This is a genomic window from Aeribacillus sp. FSL K6-1121 (genome assembly GCF_038003725.1).
GTDB classification, from domain to species: domain Bacteria; phylum Bacillota; class Bacilli; order Bacillales; family Aeribacillaceae; genus Aeribacillus; species Aeribacillus composti.
Window position 1 is genome coordinate 3,104,576 of the sequence record NZ_JBBOPS010000001.1, and the last position, 19,384, is coordinate 3,123,959.

Annotated in this window: 16 protein-coding genes and 1 other annotated feature (1 of these 17 only partly in view); of the genes, 2 read left to right on the forward strand and 14 right to left on the reverse strand. The window is 38.5% G+C overall.

The annotated features are described in order from the left end of the window. Nucleotides 1-145 (reverse strand) — a binding site (T-box leader) (it extends 89 nt beyond the left edge of the window). Between the two features lie 42 nt (nucleotides 146-187). From gltX to NSQ61_RS15245, 14 genes are all read right to left on the reverse strand, one after another. Next, nucleotides 188-1,648 carry a glutamate--tRNA ligase gene (gene gltX, locus NSQ61_RS15180; RefSeq protein WP_063387136.1) on the reverse strand — a complete coding sequence of 487 codons (1,461 nt, stop codon included), beginning with the start codon at nucleotides 1,646-1,648 and terminating at the stop codon, nucleotides 188-190. Between the two features lie 71 nt (nucleotides 1,649-1,719). After that, on the reverse strand, nucleotides 1,720-2,199 hold the full coding sequence (ispF, locus tag NSQ61_RS15185) for a 2-C-methyl-D-erythritol 2,4-cyclodiphosphate synthase (protein WP_063387135.1): 480 nt from the start codon (nucleotides 2,197-2,199) through the stop codon (nucleotides 1,720-1,722). Then, on the reverse strand, nucleotides 2,196-2,888 hold the full coding sequence (ispD, locus tag NSQ61_RS15190) for a 2-C-methyl-D-erythritol 4-phosphate cytidylyltransferase (RefSeq protein ID WP_340807468.1): 693 nt from the start codon (nucleotides 2,886-2,888) through the stop codon (nucleotides 2,196-2,198). Before ispD ends, ispF begins: the two co-directional genes overlap by 4 nt. A 15-nt stretch (nucleotides 2,889-2,903) precedes the next feature. Further along, nucleotides 2,904-3,998, reverse strand: coding sequence for a PIN/TRAM domain-containing protein (locus tag NSQ61_RS15195; protein ID WP_063387133.1), 1,095 nt, complete (start codon nucleotides 3,996-3,998; stop codon nucleotides 2,904-2,906). A gap of 99 nt (nucleotides 3,999-4,097) precedes the next feature. Beyond that, nucleotides 4,098-5,159 carry a DNA integrity scanning diadenylate cyclase DisA gene (disA, locus tag NSQ61_RS15200; protein ID WP_066247900.1) on the reverse strand — a complete coding sequence of 354 codons (1,062 nt, stop codon included), beginning with the start codon at nucleotides 5,157-5,159 and terminating at the stop codon, nucleotides 4,098-4,100. A 3-nt stretch (nucleotides 5,160-5,162) separates the two neighbouring features. Next, the gene (radA, locus tag NSQ61_RS15205; RefSeq protein WP_130156460.1) at nucleotides 5,163-6,539 is read right to left on the reverse strand and encodes a DNA repair protein RadA; all 1,377 of its coding nucleotides are present in this window, start codon (nucleotides 6,537-6,539) and stop codon (nucleotides 5,163-5,165) included. Between the two features lie 83 nt (nucleotides 6,540-6,622). Next, nucleotides 6,623-9,058 carry an ATP-dependent protease ATP-binding subunit ClpC gene (gene clpC / locus NSQ61_RS15210; RefSeq protein WP_063387130.1) on the reverse strand — a complete coding sequence of 812 codons (2,436 nt, stop codon included), beginning with the start codon at nucleotides 9,056-9,058 and terminating at the stop codon, nucleotides 6,623-6,625. Further along, nucleotides 9,055-10,143 (reverse strand): protein arginine kinase, encoded by a 1,089-nt coding sequence (locus NSQ61_RS15215; protein ID WP_340807472.1) that lies wholly within the window; start codon nucleotides 10,141-10,143, stop codon nucleotides 9,055-9,057. The genes clpC and NSQ61_RS15215 overlap by 4 nt, the downstream gene beginning before the upstream one ends. Nucleotide 10,144: 1 nt before the next feature. Next, nucleotides 10,145-10,693 carry a UvrB/UvrC motif-containing protein gene (locus NSQ61_RS15220; RefSeq protein ID WP_063387128.1) on the reverse strand — a complete coding sequence of 183 codons (549 nt, stop codon included), beginning with the start codon at nucleotides 10,691-10,693 and terminating at the stop codon, nucleotides 10,145-10,147. Between the two features lie 14 nt (nucleotides 10,694-10,707). Next, on the reverse strand, nucleotides 10,708-11,169 hold the full coding sequence (locus NSQ61_RS15225; RefSeq protein WP_063387474.1) for a CtsR family transcriptional regulator: 462 nt from the start codon (nucleotides 11,167-11,169) through the stop codon (nucleotides 10,708-10,710). A gap of 241 nt (nucleotides 11,170-11,410) precedes the next feature. Beyond that, entirely contained in the window at nucleotides 11,411-12,085 is a 675-nt protein-coding gene (locus NSQ61_RS15230; protein WP_242513753.1) for an MgtC/SapB family protein, read from the reverse strand. Nucleotides 12,086-12,862: 777 nt separating this feature from the next. Then, nucleotides 12,863-14,617: a hypothetical protein gene (locus NSQ61_RS15235; RefSeq protein WP_066247894.1), complete on the reverse strand. Its 1,755-nt coding sequence runs from the start codon at nucleotides 14,615-14,617 to the stop codon at nucleotides 12,863-12,865. Further along, nucleotides 14,598-15,122 carry a hypothetical protein gene (locus tag NSQ61_RS15240; protein WP_066247892.1) on the reverse strand — a complete coding sequence of 175 codons (525 nt, stop codon included), beginning with the start codon at nucleotides 15,120-15,122 and terminating at the stop codon, nucleotides 14,598-14,600. The genes NSQ61_RS15235 and NSQ61_RS15240 overlap by 20 nt, the downstream gene beginning before the upstream one ends. Then, nucleotides 15,115-15,582 (reverse strand): type IV pilus modification PilV family protein, encoded by a 468-nt coding sequence (locus NSQ61_RS15245; protein WP_066247891.1) that lies wholly within the window; start codon nucleotides 15,580-15,582, stop codon nucleotides 15,115-15,117. The genes NSQ61_RS15240 and NSQ61_RS15245 overlap by 8 nt, the downstream gene beginning before the upstream one ends. 676 nt (nucleotides 15,583-16,258) lie before the next feature. On the opposite strand from NSQ61_RS15245, the gene NSQ61_RS15250 reads away from it, so the two are divergent. Further along, nucleotides 16,259-17,650: a G5 domain-containing protein gene (locus NSQ61_RS15250; protein ID WP_066247889.1), complete on the forward strand. Its 1,392-nt coding sequence runs from the start codon at nucleotides 16,259-16,261 to the stop codon at nucleotides 17,648-17,650. Nucleotides 17,651-17,722: 72 nt separating this feature from the next. After that, a complete protein-coding gene (locus NSQ61_RS15255; RefSeq protein WP_082830256.1) occupies nucleotides 17,723-19,378 on the forward strand; it encodes a GspE/PulE family protein in 1,656 nt (551 codons plus the stop codon). The last annotated feature ends 6 nt before the right edge of the window (nucleotides 19,379-19,384 follow it).

Genomic DNA, 19,384 nt, shown 5'->3' on the forward strand with positions numbered 1-19,384 from the left:
TCTCCGCTTTTGTCTACTCCCGCTGGTTTCGACAAAAGACTCGAAGGGGCATTTCAGAAAGCGCGTGCTTAAACCTCTTTCAGCCAAAGGAGGTTCTCTCTGAAAAGCCGTTTGCTTTCTTACTTCTCCTTCTCAACGTTTTTCCGTCATCTGTTCATCAATACTATATTACAATTTTTTTAAAAAGTTAATCTAGTGCTTTTTCCAGCCTTGTGATAATCTTTTCTTTTCCTAAGAGCTCAAGGGCAAGCGGCAGCTCAGGACCGTGTGTCTGCCCGGTCGTCGCAACGCGAATCGGCATGAACAATTTTTTCCCCTTTTGACCTGTCGCCTTTTGAACTGACTTAATCGCTTTTTTGATTTCATCTGCTTTGAAATCTTGAATTGCTTTCACTTCTTCCAAAAATGCGCTTAACACGGAAGGAACTTGTTCTTCTTGAAGCACAAGCTTTCCTTCTTCATCGATCTCTATCTCTTCCTTAAAAAACATTTCGCTTAATTCGACAATTTCTGCACCGTAGCTCATTTGCTCTTGATACAGGGAAATGAGACGTTGCACCCAATCTCTTTCATCTTCTGACATATTTTCACTGATGCGCCCGGCTTTTACAAGGTGGGGCAGCGAAAGGTCGACTACTTTTTCGAGATCAAGCTTTTTCATGTACTGATTGTTCATCCATTTTAATTTCAGTGTATCGAAAACAGCAGGTGATTTTGATAATCGGTTTGGATCAAAAATTTTAATAAACTCTTCTTTGCTGAAAATCTCTTCTTCCCCAACAGGAGACCATCCTAACAAACCGATAAAATTAAAGAGCGCTTCAGGCAAATACCCTAATTCAGCATATTGTTCAATAAATTGAATGATGCTCTCATCACGCTTGCTTAATTTTTTTCTGTTTTCATTGACGATTAACGTCATATGACCAAAAACAGGCGGCTCCCATCCAAAAGCTTCATAAATCATCATTTGCTTCGGTGTATTGGAGATATGGTCTTCTCCGCGCAACACATGACTGATTTCCATTAAATGATCGTCGACGGCGACGGCAAAATTATAAGTCGGTGTTCCGTCTTTTTTCACGATGACAAAATCCCCAAAATCATCGGACTCAAAAGAAATATCTCCTTTTACGATATCGTTCCATTTATATATTTTTCCTTTTGGAACCCGGAAACGAATGCTTGGTTTCCGTCCTTCTTTTTCGAGTGCCTCTTGCTGTTCTTTAGAAAGGTGCGCGCATTTCCCTGAATATCTTGGCATTTCACCGCGATCGATTTGCGCTTGACGCTCGTTTTCAAGCTCCTCTTCCGTACAATAACATTTATACGCCAAGTCTCTTTCCAAGAGCTCTTCATAATATTTTTTATAAATGCTTGTCCGCTCCGATTGTCGATAAGGACCGTAATCTCCGCCCTTGTCTATGCTTTCGTCCCAATCAATTCCAAGCCATTTTAAATAAAAAAGCTGGCTTTGTTCTCCTCCTTCGATATTCCGCTTTTGATCGGTATCTTCAATTCGGATAATAAATTTCCCATTTTGGCTTCTAGCGAACAAATAATTAAATAATGCAGTGCGTGCGTTTCCAATATGTAAATGCCCCGTCGGACTCGGTGCATAGCGAACCCGTATTCCGTTGTCAGCCATATTTTGTCCCTCCAATAATCAAACCGTAATTCTTTAAAATATTGTACCACCAAACCATTGATGTTCAAAGATTACTTTTTCTTTTGCAATAAAACGATTGACTGTGCAGCGATTCCTTCCCCGCGTCCTGTAAACCCAAGCTCCTCCGTCGTCGTTGCTTTAACATTCACTTGGTCAAGTTCAGCCTCCAAGAGCTCCGCAATTCTAGTACGCATTTGATGGATGTAAGGCGCCATTTTTGGTTTTTGAGCAATAATTGTACAATCCGCATTGCCTAATATATAGCCTTTCTCCTTTACCAAGTTCCATACCTCTTGAAGCAATTTCGCCGAGTCAATATCTTTATATGCAGGATCCGTATCAGGAAAATGCTTGCCGATATCTCCTTCTCCAATCGCTCCCAAGCAGGCATCTGTCAATGCATGAAGAAGAACATCAGCATCAGAATGTCCAAGCAATCCTTTTTCATAAGGAATGTTGACTCCACCGATCACAAGCGGTTTTCCTTCCACAAGCTGATGAACATCAAAACCTTGTCCAATCCGAATCATTCCCTTTCCCCTCTTTCACTCTCTAAAATCGCACGGGCAAAAATCAAATCTTCAGGGGTTGTAAGCTTTATATTTGAATAATCCCCATGTACAATACAAACTTTTTCGCCAATTCTTTCTACAAGACTTGCATCGTCTGTTCCTACAAATTGATCCCTATTGGCCGCTTCATGAGCTTTTAATACGATGGAAAGACGAAAAGCTTGTGGCGTTTGAACTGCCCACAAGCTAGAACGTTCAACAGTATCAATGACTTCCATATTGCGAACCCTTTTCACAGTATCCTTTACAGGAACGGCTACGACCGCTGCGCCCTCTAAATGAGCCTTTTCAACAAGCTGATGAATGGTTTCCCTGCGAATGAAAGGCCTTGCACCGTCGTGAATTAATATTATACCATCTTCTTCAACAGCTTTTAACCCGTTGTAAACACTATATTGGCGTTCCTGTCCTCCGGGAACTAGTTTTTGCACTTTTTTTATTTTATATTTTTTCAGTAAAGAAAGAAATTCTTCACGCTCTTTCTCGTTTATGACTAGAACAATTTCGGTGCATTGAGGATCTTTTTCAAACACCATTAAAGTATGAACAATCACAGGTAAAGAATTAAGTTTGATAAACTGTTTATTTTTTCCTGCCCTCATTCTTTTCCCTCGCCCTGCAGCTGGTATGACAACCCGATATTCCATCTTCTTTCTCCCTTATTACAATGCTTTTTCCAGCAGCTTTGGCTTTGCAAAAATCATTCGTCCGGCAGATGTTTGAAGAACGCTTGTAACGAGAATATCAATATTTTTCCCGATATAGTCCCTTCCGTCCTCGACAACAATCATCGTGCCATCATCAAGATAAGCAACACCTTGGTTATGCTCTTTTCCATCCTTAATTACTTGGACATTTAACTCTTCCCCTGGTAGTACAATCGGTTTTACCGCATTGGCTAAATCGTTGATGTTCAAAACAGAGACGTTTTGGAGCTCACATACTTTATTTAAATTGAAATCGTTTGTGACCACAACGCCTTGAATGATTTTTGCCAGTTTTACAAGCTTGCTGTCGACTTCTTGTATATCTTCGAAGTCGCCTTCCCATATTTCCACTTTAATGTCCAGCTCTTTTTGGATTTTATTTAAAATATCCAGACCTCTTCTTCCTCGATTTCTTTTTAGCACATCTGAAGAATCCGCTATATGCTGAAGTTCCTCCAACACAAATTGAGGAATAATAATGGTCCCTTCTAAAAAACCTGTTTGACAAATATCTGCAATCCTGCCATCTATAATAACACTTGTATCTAATATTTTTAAGCTTTTCTTTTCAACATTTTCCTCTTCTTCTTGAGAGGCTTTCTTCTTGCTGATTCTTGCTGTAATCGAAAACAAGTTCAACAGTTCGTCGCGCTTTTTATATCCGATTTGAAAACCTAAATATCCTAAAATTATGGTTAAAAAGATCGGAACAATGTTATTGATAATTGGGTATGGAAGTTCAGATAATGAAATTCCAATCAAATAAGCAATAATCAGACCAAAAATTAATCCTAAACTGCCAAATAATACATCCGTAACCGGAGCTTTCACTAATTTCTCTTCTATAAATTTTATCCAATTCACCACATAATCCACTAGCCAGAAGGAGGTTATATAAAATAAAATTGCACCTAATATCGCCAATGTATATGGTGTCATCAGAAATGGAACATCATCAAGATTTAAGAGAAATAATAATTCCGGTATAAACAAAACACCTAACGTTCCGCCAACAAAAAAGAAAAATATTTGAACAATTCGTTTTAACATACCTCCACCTCCTTTATTTCATTATATACACTTTCAAACCTTTCAAACATCTAAAAACAAGGATTGTAAAAATATTGATAAATTACTGTAAAGGATGTGTTAGAGCTCCCTTGCAATGTTATACTGATCTTGGAGGCGCCTTAATCCTTCCTTAATTTTCCTCGCCCTAACTTCACCTATTCCTTCCACTTCATCAAGCTTTTCTACGGTAGCATTTGCAATTTGTTTCAAATTTTCAAAGGTTGTCACTAAATTTTCAATAATAACGGAAGGAAGCTTTGGTATTTTATGCAAAAACCGGTATCCTCGAGGAACAACAGGTTCATTCATATTGGTAAAATGGGGATATCCGAGCAGCTTCAATAAAACCGCATCATCTAATAATGCTGAGCTGGACAATTCTTGCAGCTGCTTTAATACAGGAATAGGATCATTCAGCCGCTCCATGCTGTAATCTTTGATAAGCAGAGCCGCTTCTTTTTCAATATCTGCTAAAAGCTCGGTCATCTGAAGCTGAATCAGCTGCCCTTCTGTACCGAGTTCGTAAATATAATTAATAATTTCACTCTTAATTCGCAGCACCATTTCTATTCTATGTAAAACTTGGATCACTTCATCGATCGTGACTAAATCTTCAAACTCTAAAGATCCTAAATTATTAATGGATTGGTCAGTGGCAGATTTATACTTTTCCAACGTCCGCAAAGCTTGATTGGCCTTCGTCAAAATGACGCCGATATCCCTCAAAGCATAGCGGGAATTGCCAAAATATAATGTGACGACATTTCTTCTTTCAGAAATAGCAATTACGAGATTTCCTGTTTGCTTTGCTACTCGTTCAGCTGTTCTATGCCTCATGCCTGTTTCTCTTACCTCTATGCTCGTATCCGGAACGAGCTGTGCGTTTGCGTATAAAATTTTTTGCCCTGAGTCGCTTAAAATAATGGCTCCATCCATTTTAGCTAGTTCATATAAATAGGCGGGGGAAAAAGGGCAATTGATATAAAATCCCCCGTCTACAATTTGTTTGATTTTTTCGTTATATCCTACAACAATTAGCCCCCCGGTCTTTGCGCGCAGCACGTTTTCAATTCCTTCCCGGATTGGTGTGCCTGGGGCTACAAATTGCAAGATTTCCTTAAGCGATTTTTCTTGTTTCATAGCTTATCCCCCTATTGCAAGTTCGAGCGCTTCTGAAATGTTTTGCACACCGACAATTTCTATATCTTCCGGCCATTTCCAACCGCCCAGATTGGCTTTCGGTAAAAAAATCCGCTTAAATCCCAGTTTGGCAGCTTCTTGTACACGCTGTTCAATTCGTGAAACCCTTCTAATTTCTCCTGTTAAACCAACCTCACCTACAAAAACATCATAAATGTTCGTCGGAACATCTTTAAAGCTTGAAGCTATACTGATGCAAATTGCCAAGTCAATTGAAGGCTCGTCTAATTTCACCCCGCCGGCAACTTTTAAGTAGGCATCTTGGTTTTGGAGCAATAAACCAACACGTTTTTCCAATACCGCCATCAACAAAGAAACACGATTATGATCAATCCCATTTGCCATCCTTCTGGGGTTTCCAAAGCTTGTCGGGGTGATTAAAGCTTGTATTTCGACTAGAACAGGTCTTGTCCCTTCCATGGAAGCGACTACTGTTGAACCAGATGCCCCTTTTGCACGCTCTTCTAAAAACACTTCTGACGGGTTGAGCACTTCTTTAAGACCTGCTTCCTTCATTTCAAAAATTCCTATTTCGTTAGTGGATCCGAACCTGTTTTTAACTGCCCGTAAAATTCGGTACGTATGATGTCGATCACCTTCAAAATACAATACAGTATCAACCATATGTTCTAAAATGCGCGGCCCTGCAATTGTGCCGTCTTTTGTTACATGACCGACAATAAAAATCGGAATTCCTTTTGTCTTTGCCAATCTCATTAATTCAGCCGTACATTCTCGAACCTGAGATACGCTTCCAGGAGCAGAAGCAATTTCACTGTTATAAATCGTTTGAATGGAATCAATGATGACAAAAGCCGGTTCAGTTTCCATTATGGATTGAATGATGATTTCTAAGTCCGTTTCAGAAAGCACGAAAAGTCTTTCGCCTTTTACCCCGAGTCGGTCGGAGCGAAGTTTTGTCTGTTTTAAAGATTCTTCTCCCGAAATGTATAAAACATCGTTCCCTCTCTCTGCCAGCTGTGAGGAGACTTGCAATAAGAGAGTGGATTTTCCAATTCCAGGATCCCCTCCAATTAAAACGAGAGACCCTTTTACAATTCCGCCTCCCAATACGCGGTTAAACTCATGAAGTCCTGTAAGCATTCTAGGTTCTTGCGCAGCTTGGATTTGATGAATTGGAGAAGGTTTGCTGACAGTGGATGATTCGGAATGACTAAAAGCAATGCGGTGTTTTCCCTTTGGCTTGATAACTTCTTCAACCATTGAATTCCATTCGCCGCACCCTGGACATTTTCCCATCCATTTCGGCGATTCATATCCGCACGATTGACAAATAAATTTTGATTTGATCTTTGACATTCGGTTATTCCCCACTTTGTTCAATCGATAAACGACAATATAATGAAAGAGAGGGGCATACGTGAAGCAGTATGCCCATTGGATTATTGAACCTTTTCTGCAGTTTTTACGACAAATTCATTATTTTGCACGTCCAATACAACTTTTTGACCTTGCGAGATCGTGCCTTTCAATAATTCCTCTGATAAGCGATCTTCGACATATTTTTGAATCGCTCTCCGCAACGGACGCGCTCCATATTCTAAGTCAAAGCCCTCTTCAGCCAGCTTTTCTTTTGCACGATCCGTTAATTCGAGTTCTATATCCTGTTCTTTTAATCGTTTTGTCAGCTGATCCGCCATCAGCGAAACAATTTCTTTCAAATGTTTTTTCTCTAAAGAGTGGAACACAATAATTTCGTCAATCCGGTTCAAAAATTCAGGACGAAATGCTTTTTTCAGTTCATCCATCACTTTGTTTTTCATATCTTTATAATTTTCATTTTCGTCTTGAACATTAAAGCCGACATATTTATTCCGTTTTAATTCGCTTGCCCCTACATTTGAAGTCATAATTAAAATCGTATTTCGAAAATCAACGGTGCGCCCTTTTGAGTCTGTGAGTCTTCCGTCTTCAAGCACCTGCAGCAAAATGTTAAACACATCTGGATGAGCTTTTTCAATTTCATCCAATAATACGACTGAGTATGGCTTGCGGCGCACTTTTTCCGTCAATTGTCCTCCCTCTTCATAGCCTACATATCCAGGAGGCGAACCAACGAGCCTTGACGTAGAATGCTTCTCCATATATTCTGACATATCGATTCGAATCATAGCATCTTCGTCACCAAACATTGCTTCAGCTAATGCACGGGCTAATTCCGTTTTCCCTACACCTGTCGGTCCTAAGAAGATAAATGAACCGATCGGACGCTTCGGATCTTTTAAGCCTGCACGTGCCCGTCTGACAGCTTTTGCGACTGCAGTGACAGCTTCTTCTTGACCAATAACGCGCGAGTGTAAAATTTCTTCGAGATTCAAAAGCCGCTCTGATTCTGTTTGTGCAAGTTTAACAACCGGAATTCCCGTCCAGCTTGAAACAACCATTGCAATATCCTCTACGGTCACTTCAGAATTTTCTTGACCTTGTTTTTCCTTCCATGATTTTTTCGTTTCCTCTAATTCCTCTCTGAGCCGCTGTTCTGTATCTCTTAATGAAGCTGCTTTTTCAAATTCTTGGCTTTGGACTGCAGCTTCTTTTTCTTTTCGCACTTCTTCTAATTTTTGCTCCAATTCCTTTAAATTCGGAGGTGTTGCAAATGAACGAAGACGGACTTTGGAGCCTGCTTCATCAATCAAGTCAATCGCTTTATCAGGCAGGAACCGATCGGAAATATACCGATCTGAAAGTTTAACAGCAGCTTCAATCGCCTCATCGGAAATGGATACCCGGTGGTGTGCTTCATATCGGTCTCTTAAGCCTCTTAAAATTTGAATGCTCTCTTCAATGGACGGTTCGTCGACTTGGATTGGCTGGAAGCGCCGTTCAAGTGCAGCATCCTTTTCAATATATTTACGGTACTCATCCAAAGTTGTTGCCCCAATACATTGCAATTCTCCCCGAGCCAAAGCAGGTTTTAAAATGTTGGAAGCATCAATTGCACCTTCCGCCCCGCCTGCGCCGATCAGTGTATGAAGCTCGTCAATAAATAAAATGATGTTTCCTGCTTGGCGAATTTCATCCATTACCTTTTTAAGGCGGTCCTCAAATTCCCCTCTATATTTTGTGCCAGCTACAACTGTTCCCATATCAAGGGTCATAACGCGCTTATCTCTCAAAATTTCAGGAACCTCATTATTCACAATTTGCTGAGCAAGTCCCTCTGCTATGGCAGTTTTCCCAACACCAGGTTCACCTATTAAAACAGGATTATTTTTTGTTCTTCGGCTCAAAACCTCGATGACACGCTGAATTTCTTTGCTTCGGCCGATGACTGGATCAAGTCCGCCCTCCCGTGCAACAGCCGTTAAGTCCCGCGCAAGACTATCAAGCGTCGGAGTATTTGCGTTTGTCATCGAACTTCCTTGGTGGCTTGAGGATACTTCGTTGCTGCCTAACAACTGTAAAACTTGCTGACGCGCTTTGTTCAAGCTTACTCCGAGATTGTTTAAAACACGCGCAGCAACTCCCTCGCCTTCTCGAATTAATCCCAATAGGATATGTTCTGTTCCGACATAAGAATGTCCTAATTTTCTTGCTTCATCCATTGACAGTTCAATGACTTTCTTTGCTCTCGGTGTGTAATGGATCGTTTGCGAAATTTCTTGTCCCCGTCCTATCAGGCTTTCCACTTCATTTTGGATTTTTTCTGGACTTAATCCTAGAGCGTGAAGCGCTTTAGCGGCAATTCCTTCTCCTTCGCGCACGAGCCCAAGCAATATGTGCTCTGTGCCGATATTGTTATGTCCGAGGCGTACAGCTTCTTCCTGCGCTAAAGCAAGCACTTTTTGCGCCCGTTCCGTAAATCTCCCAAACATCATTGTTCATCATCCTCCCTTTGCTTCCTTTCTAATTGAAGCCTTTCACGAATTAATGTTGCCCTGCGAATATCCCGTTCATTCGGCCGTAGAACTCCTCCTGAATATTGTTGCAGAAATCCGGGCTGAATTAAAATCATAAGCTCATTTAAAACACTGCGTGGAACATTTTGAATAATTCCCAGGTCAATTCCTAAGCGCACATCTGATAAACATTGAATTGCTTCTTTCGATGGAATAATCCTGCTGTATTTGAGAGTGCCGTAGGAACGATATACACGGTCTTCTAGATGATGCGGATTCGTTTTATATAAAGCATCTCTTGCAGCCCGTTCTTGAGCAATTAATTGCCCGACAACACCTATTAAATCATCGACAATATCATCTTCTGATTTGCCTAGCGTAATTTGGTTCGAAATTTGGAATATATTACCTATCGCTTCACTTCCTTCTCCGTACCGACCTCTCACAACCAATCCTAATTGATTGATAGCAGGTATAATTTGGTTAATCTGCTGTGTTAAGACAAGTCCTGGAAGGTGCATCATCACGGAAGCCCGCAAGCCGGTACCGACATTTGTTGGACAGCTAGTTAAGTAGCCCCTATGTTCATCAAATGCATAATCTACTTTTTCCTCAATCCAATCGTCAAGATTCATTGCCATTTTCAACGCTTCTTTTAGCTGAAGGCCCGGGAACAAACATTGAATTCTAATATGATCCTCCTCGTTTATCATGATGCTCACTTCTTCGTTTTCAGATAAAAGGCACCCTCCAAGTGCTGATTCTTCCATTAAATAAGGACTAATCAAATGCTTCTCTACAAGTACGCGTTTTTGAATAGGCTGAAGTTCATTCATTTTCAGCAGCACGAATGTCCCTAAACCGTCAAACACTCTTTGTGAAAATGATTCTTCAAGCGTATTTAAAATAGCCAAGGCTTCTTCATTCGACATAATGGTAGGGAAGCTGATATTTTCTATATTTCGCGCCAATCTGACTCGGCTGCTCAGCACAATATCGGAATCAGGTCCTTCTTGATTCATCCAAGGGCTCATGGCTGAACGAATAAATTTTTGAAAGGACATGTCATACTCCCCTTTCGTTCCGTCCATTTATCTTCGCTTCAATGGACCGAATTTCATCCCGAACTTGAGCTGCTCTTTCGAATTCCTCTTTCGCAATTAATTCTTGCAGTTCCTGTTTAAGCATTTTCAGGCGCTTTTTCAAATGAATACTTCCACCGGTCCGTTTCGGTACTTTACCGCCGTGAGTTGTATTCCCGCCATGAACACGTTTTAAAATCGGGGTAATTTGGTGATAAAACGTTTTGTAACAATGGGAGCACCCGAATTTACCAATTTTCGTAAATTGATCAAACGTCATATTACATTTCTCACATTGAATGACCTGATTTTTCTTGAAAACATTTTGCCCTTGGCTGCTAATGGCGCTGTCCATATTTAATAATCCGGACAATAAGTTGTTTATAGAAAAGCCTGGATTCATATTGAATATGAATACATCACTTTTTTCCTGTGCACATTTTTCACATATATGCACTTCAGTTTTTTCGCCGTTTATGATTTTTGTAAAGTGGAAAGTAGCGGGCCTTTCATGACATTCTTGACAAATCATCGTCCATCACATCCTCACTTGTATTTTAACGAGGTGAGCATCGCCTTCATCATCCTTGCCCTCAATTCGTCTCGATCAGGCAAATCAATATATAAAACAGACCGATCAATTACGCTCAACATAATTTTCGCTTCTCTTTCTGAAATAACCTCTTCATCAGCCAATCTCAAAATAATATCCTCCGCCGACGATTGTGACAGCCTTTTACCAATGGCATTTAAAATTTGATTGATCAGCTGGATACGGTCATTGATTCGAATTTTCATAATTCGGATATAACCGCCTCCACCCCTTTTGCTTTCGACAATGTAACCCCGTTCAATTGTAAAACGAGTGTTGATCACGTAATTGATTTGCGATGGAACACATTGAAATTTATCCGCAATTTCACTTCTTTTAATTTCAACAATTTCTTTTCCGCTTGAATCTAATACATGCTTTAAATATTGCTCGATAATATCAGATATATTCCGCACCTCGAAAAACACCTCCTTCAACTTTTTGATTGGAATTGCAAAACGCTCAAGAAATGTGCAATATCCTTGAGGGATAGGAGGCAAGATGTTTACGTAATGCTTATTTCCTAAACGATAACAACTAGTCACTTGACTTTGACTATATTTGACCTTAATTATAATATAAATTTTTTTTTGTGTCATTTCAACAAAAAAGCTCACTAATAATATTGCCATTTACAATATGGAAAAAACCCGCTCTTTAAAAAACTTTTTTAACTTCTTGAAATTTCAATAATTCGTTTATGATTTCAGGCATTTCATCTTTTGGAAGGCCAATTTCAAGTAAATATGAACGCTTCGCATGTTTAGTTTCTTTTGGCTTTGACAATGTAAAATGAATTTTATAAACAGAAATATTTAATTGTTCAAGTTTCCGAGTAAATTCCACCAAATCATCTTCTGGAAGATTAACTTGTATCCATTTTTTGCTTGACTTCTCAGCAAAAAAAGCCTCCACCTTATTGAGAAAGATCAAACTCAACAATACAATCAAGGTAGAAAAAATCGCCAACGGATACATTCCTGCCCCAACAACAAGGCCAAGTCCTGCAACAACCCAAATCGAGGCTGCCGTCGTTAATCCTCTTACCGTAACCCCTCTCACTAATATCGTTCCAGCACCTAAAAAACCAATGCCGCTAATGACATAAGAAGGAATTCTTGCTGGGTCAAAACGAATATTTTCATAACGATCCATATATTCTTCAAAGCCATAAAGAGACAGCAGCATCATCATGCAGGAGCCGACACCAACTAACAAATGCGTGCGAAAGCCTGCTGGATGCCGTTTAAATTCTCGTTCAAGGCCAATAAATCCACTTAAAATGACTGCTAAAACAATGCGAATCAACATAATTTGCCATTCCTCAGGCATTATCATTCCTCCTTACCATCCAAATGACTTTTTCTGTTTTGGCCATATATGAATTTTGAAATGATACAGTATTATACTTTCCCATTATATGCGATGAACAGTGCTCAATATTCAATTGTTCTTGAGTATGAGACTAAGAATGATATGAAACAAAAAAGCACTTTTAGAGCTGGCTTTAAAATCAAACGAAGCTTTCACTGCTCATATGCTTCAAGAATGGAACAGTTTATGTTTCTGAAGTAACGATCAATTAATTATACTCCGATTGAAGGTTTTAAAGAAAGCGAGCTTGATTGCAATAGATGCGGAGGATCTTCAGAAGAAGCGAGCTCTTAGTTGTTCGTAAATTTGTCGTTTTTGTTCGTTCTGTTTTAAGCTGTTTTGTTTGTTATATATTTCCATTTACAAGAGGATAAAAGAGGCTTGAGCTTCTCAAACCGCATTGCAGCGAATAATCGTTTCGTCCATACTTTTTTACATGGATAAGCAAATCTCGCCTCAATCGCTTTTCTCAGATTAATTAAAACGGTTTGCATCATTCAAATCAATTAAAGATGTTTTTGTAACAGCAAAAATATCCATTTCGGCTTTCGACAATTTTCTCGAAAAATTGGCTTTTAGACTGTCATTTCTTAATTTTTCATTTTATGATCATAACGGAAAGTATTGCAACGGAAAAACATCACAAAAAGCTAAAAAAGAGGCCGATTCCTCCACCGCCTTCGCTATACACGAGAGGCGGCGGTCATATCGGCAATAAAATAAGATGAAAGGTATTTATTCTATGTCACGATTAATAATTTTAGGCGGATCTAAGTTTTTAATAACGGGCTCTCTAGACTTTATATCTGCATACGTATTGATAATTTCCGGATCATAAATAATTTGCAGCCTAGAAGGCTTGCCTATTTGGTTTTGTGCACCTTCAAAATAATCGTTATTCGTAATTTTTTGCGCCCCACTAAAATTTTGATTGCTGGCCCGTCCCCTTATCGCATTTAAAACAATGCGCCTCGCTGATATTCCTCCTTCTATACGAATATTTGAACCAACTCCAAACATTTCTAATGCTTGTTCTGAATAGAAAAACCCTTTAATATTACTAGGTTCATCCTGGTTAACGCTATTATTTCTAATGTTTATATTTCCATTTGCAAAAATAATTAACGAACCGTTTTGGCCTAATCCATTGATGCGCGAATATTCAATCGTCACATCCCCCATTACATACATAATAGAATTAAATTCCGCATCAGCCCCTCTAATCGTCAGATCACCGTTCACAAATATGGGGCCGTCCACCCGAATTTTGTCATAATTATTTGGGTTGTACGAATCAGACCCGTTGCCAATTGTTAAATCTTTCTCTATATAGGCCCCCTCCTTAAAGGTGGTCTGTCTGAATTGATTATTTGAATTGCGAATTGTTAATGAACCTGCAGTGGCAAAGCTTTTAAAAAGATTATTCCCAGTAAATGTGTAATTTCCATCGTATTTCTGATTACACCATAAAATACATTCATCATGACTCGCATAAACTTTGTCATTAGGGCGATTTTGGTTTGAGATTATTCTATTATTAGCTTTTATGATCGTTACACCGGGAGAATTATGTTTATAATAAAAAACCGATTTTTGTGCAGGAATTTGAATGTCATCACGGATCGGCTGCCTTTTTACAATAACCGGGGCTTGCCGATTGTAAAAAGCATCATCAATACGATCTGTTAGCTTTGTATAAGAACTTCCAAAATTAGAAGTTGTAATATGTTGTTCATATGGAGGGGTATGATTAAAGGTAAAAATATTTCCACCAAGTAGTAAGTTTGCGTTTGCTTTTCCTTGTGTTGGTAAAATGCTCGGGTAAACGGACGCAATCCATTTCTCACCACTTAAATATGCATATCCTCGGTTTGTTATGATTAAATTCCCGTCTACCTTCATATCCCCTGTGATCGAAACTCCGCCGTGCAAAAACATATTTCCTTCACCAGGTATACAGGCATTTGGAGTTTTACATAATTTGTTGGCACCGAGCGCATAATGTAATGTCTCCAAAACAGATTGTGCACCAATTTCAACTTCTGAAATAACCGTTTTTTCCTTGCCATCAACAAATCCTCTGCTTAAAAAGGTTATCTTCTTCTTTAGCGGGTTTTCTTCACCATTTTCTATTACATTTTCTATATTTCGTATATATACTCGATATTCACCAGTTGCGCCAGTATTGTGAACACTATTTATCACGTCTTTATAGCGATTTAAAATCGTATTTAATTTCGTTATAAACTCGCTGCGGGTGATTCCTTCTTCTCCTAGTTCATTTTTCAAATCGCTTTGAATCTGATTCGTAATATGTTCAATTCCTTTATTGGCTAATTCACGAGCTTGAACATAATCCTCGCTTGTTTGATTTCTTTTCACTCCAGATAAAGCAACTGTCAAAACGGAAACAGACAAGACTGTAAATAGTAAAAAGATCAACATGGTTAAGATCAAGGAGTATCCTTTCTCATTCATTAAGATTTTCATTATTTTGCACTCCTTTTCGATCATTAATAATGCTCACAATACTTTTCAGTTTCATTGTTTGCTGTGTTTTAGCAGATTGTAAAACTAACAAAATTTCAAACACATCTTCTCGTTCAGTTTCTATCAATTTTGATTCGCGAGAAAGCACGATATTTCCGTTTGTTAACGACAATTCTTTGTTATTAATCACTACACGTGAATGTTCATGATCAAAACCAATTTTGCTGCCGTCATTTTTGATCAAAAAGTAATTCCCGCTTGGATCCGGCAATTTCCGCTCCTTAATCTCACTAACCTTTAACACAAACAGCTCATCAATTAAATGGGCGAGTATATAATCTGCTTCATCGCGCAATGCTGCTTCTTCCATAGCACGGTCATATGTTTTTAATCCGCTAAAAAGAACAGAGTAAGCGATCAGTCCGATAACAGAACCCAATAAAACCACTGAAAGAACTTCTACTAACGTAATTCCTTTACTAGAAGATATGATTTTTTTACTCATAGCTCACATACCCTTCAATCTTTGAAGTAATGGGTGTTTTTGAATTTTGTAAATTCACTTCAACAAGTACATTCATTAATCGAATCGCTTTTTCATTAGCAGTTTGACTGACCGTTACTTGAACTGCATACGTTTTATTATTTATAAGTGGAGAAAACAAAAGTTCACATTCATCGGGATCTGGACGGTTCGAGCAGCTGTCAGAAGTATAAACTTGCGGCTGATTAAAGCGATCATTATCTGGTTCATCAATATAAGAAAAAGGATTCATCTTAATTCTTTCCATTGTTGATTTCGCCAGATGAATTGCCACTAATTGATCATTGTTTACTACAGTTGTTTTATTTGTAAAAACAAAAAGATTAAGAAATGCCAAAATAATGATGGAAAGAATGACGAGAGAAATTAGTATCTCCACAAGTGTAAACCCGTCCATTTTCTTCACAATCTTCATTTTCATAGAATATTCACCCATTTTTTTAAATATTAAGTAATAGTCGCAATGGCTGTAGTGAATTGGAACTATATCCTCTGAAATTGGACTTTTTGACTAAAAAACCATTGTCTTAAACGAATCATAATAATAGAATGTAAGTATATGGAACATTTTTACTAAATCCGTAAAAATTTTTCTCTCCAAAATTTGCTATGATTATACAAAAATACATTATTTATTACTTTTATTTTACTTCAAAATAAAGGCTTTTAGACTAAAAGAAAACAATATTTTTACTATTTATTCAAATTTTTACATTTTATTGTGGATGAATTGCTGTAATTTTGCTATTATTATACAAAATATTTCAACTTCGTTGCTTTCATTTTGCTCCAAAATAGGTCTTTTTAACTAAATAAAGCTGTATTTTTTACCTATTTTGTAAAATTTTATATTTTTACAGGCTGAATTAGACAAATCAATTGTACTTCTTCTTTTACTCATACGATGAAGAAACAAGCTCTAAGGAACTGGAGCCTTGCGCAATCAACCGCGCTTCTAAAAGATCCCGAATATTGGCATTGAAATGAAAAGTCAACCTTAGTAATATATATTTATTTGCCGGTTTCAGTCTTCTAAACTTGATCAGACAAATGATACATAGAAAGGCAGGTTCTTTATGAGCAGGATGAAAAGGTTAATGGCTTTGTTTTTTTCTTTCATAATCGCTATATCAGCTGCGACCATTAGTTTCGGAACTCCCCATATCGCAAACGCTGCCTTTACAATTCCTGATGGTTCTACAGTCGGAGGAATTGATGTCGGTGGAATGACTGTTGATGAAGCTAAAGACATTTTATCAGATAAGATCAATGAGTGGAAAAATCAAAGTGATATGACGATTGAATCACCCACGGAAATATTAACCATTCCATCTGAAGATATTCAGTATGACCTGAATCAAACGATGGATCAATTGCTCGAAAAAACAAAAACACCGTGGTATGCCTTCTTTATTAAAAAAAAATCAGTTGATCTGCCGTTGGTTGTAAAAGTGAATATAACGGATGAAGAACTTTCAGAATGGCCGAACCATATTGATAAAGTCAAAACGATAGACAACATTGAAACAACGGCCTCTTATTTAGGAGAACATAACATTCAAGCGGTTTTAACAGATGCAAACGAACAAAATGATGTAATTGCTGAAGCAAGCTGGAATATTCCGAAAGACTATATCTTTTTAGATGAGTTAGTAGAAGAATTAAATGGAAAAAAGATAACACCTGGAAATTCATTTTCGTTTTTGCAACAAGTGGCAAATGAGGTGAGTTATTTTAGGGAGGATGATGGAAATTTCGTCGTTTCTATGCTGTATTCTTTGCTCCTGCAAACAAATGTAGAGATTATTGAGCGCCATTCGCAGCGAGTAATTCCGGCCTATTCAAAAGCAGGGATTGAAGCAAAAGTCAGTCAAACAGATGATAAAGATTTCGTCGTTTCAAATCCTGGACCTTATATATACACAATTCAAGCTGAAAAAAACGGATCAAAATTGAAAATGGCGATCTTGTCCGCACCTCAAAAAACAAAATATCAATACAAAATTGAAAATAAAGAAGATATTCATTATCGCACCATCTATCGTTATAAAAAGGATTTACAGCCATGCTGCAAGCGCGTTATACAAAACGGTGTAAATGGTCAGCGAGTGGAAGTATACCGAGTGTCAGTAGCCGAAAACGGCGCGGAGCTTTCCCGTGAGTTGATTAGCACTGACTTTTACTTGCCTGTACCTGAAATCATTTTATTAGCATTACCTTCTTCTGAAAATCAAAATAATAATGCGAATAACGAAAATGACCAAACGAATTCGGACGATACAAATACGAATAGTAGCCAAGCGGATCCTAGTAATGCAAATGCTGATCATTCAACAAATACGGACCAAACGAAGCAAAAGGATATAAATACGGACAATGGTACCGACGGGACTGAAAGCATGGGGCAAGACCGTTTTCAAAGCGAAGAGGAATACGAAAAGCAATTAATGGAGGAAAGTGTGGAGGAAGAGCCGGAATATGTGAAATAAAGGCAACGCCGTTAGAGAAAAGGAAATCTGAATGAATATGATAAAGCCAGCATCTTTGGAGGTGAACGGAAATTGTCTAGAAAGCGTTTAGGAGACTTGCTTTTAGAAGCTGGACTCATTACAAATGAACAATTAAACCAAACATTAAAAAATAAGTCACCGGATGAAAAATTAGGGGATGCCCTGCTGAGAGAAGGTTTTATTACCGAGCAGCAGCTGATTGAAGTATTGGAGTTCCAATTAGGAATACCGCATATTAATATTTATCAATATCCAATTGATCAGGATGTTCTTCAATTAATTCCAAAAGAGCTGGCAAAAAGGCATTATGTGATGCCAATCCGAAAAGATAAAAATAAACTTTTTGTTGCAATGGCGGATCCGATGGACTATTTTGCTATAGAAGAATTGAGAATGGCAACAGGATGCCATATTGAACCCGCTATTGCGACAAAAGATGAATTATATCGAACGATCACAAAATATTATGATCTTCAAGAATCGATGGAAGAGATCATGAGTGATCTTTCACCAAAGGATTCAATGGATGAAGCAAAAGTAACGGATGAAGATTCTCCTGTTGTTCGTCTTGTCAACCAAATCATTGCCAACGGTCTTGCCCAGCGTGCCAGTGATATCCACTTTGACCCGCAAGAAACAGACGTAAAGGTCCGCTACCGGGTCGACGGCATTTTACGTTTAGAGCGGTCACTGCCAAAACATATGCAAAATGTCATCATTGCCCGGATTAAAATTATGGCAAACTTAAATATTACAGAAAATAGATTGCCGCAGGACGGCCGAATTAAAACAACGATTAATTTTAAACCGGTGGATATTCGTGTCGCCACGCTGCCGACAATTTTTGGTGAAAAAGTCGTGATGCGGATTCTTGATTTAAGCAATGTATTAAACAGTGTGGAAAAAATCGGTTTTACAGATGAAAATTTGGAAAAATTTATTACTATGCTAAATCAGCCAAATGGAATAATATTAATCACTGGACCTACAGGATCCGGAAAGTCGTCGACATTGTATGCTGCTTTAAATCAGTTAAATTCAGAGGATGTAAATATCATCACGGTTGAAGATCCTGTCGAGTACCAGATCGAAGGAGTCAATCAAATTCAAGTAAATGAAGATATCGGCCTGACATTCGCCAATGGGCTTCGCTCGATTTTGCGCCAGGACCCGGATATTATTATGATCGGCGAAATTCGTGATACAGAAACAGCACAAATTGCCATTCGGGCGTCACTTACAGGTCATTTAGTATTAAGTACCCTACATACGAATAGTGCAGTTGCTGCTTTAACGAGATTAATCGATATGGGTATTGAACCGTATCTCATATCGTCTTCAATCATTGGCATTGTAGCCCAGCGTTTAGTTCGACGAGTGTGCCGGGATTGCCGCGAAATCGTCCGCCCGACTGAAAGAGAAAAAGAAATTTTTGCGAATAGAGGCCTTGAAATCGAGACGGTTGCAAAAGGCAAAGGCTGTCCAAGCTGCAACATGACCGGCTACCGCGGGCGCCTAGCCATTCAAGAGGTATTGCCGATCGATGCGGAGATTCGTGAACTCATCATGAATAATACGTCAACTTCTTATTTGCAAAATTTTGTGCGGGAAAAAGGATTAAAATTTTTAATCGATGACGGTTTGCTGAAAGTAAAAGAGGGATTAACGACAACAGAAGAAATTTTACGCGTCGCTGTCCTCGAGTAGGAGGTG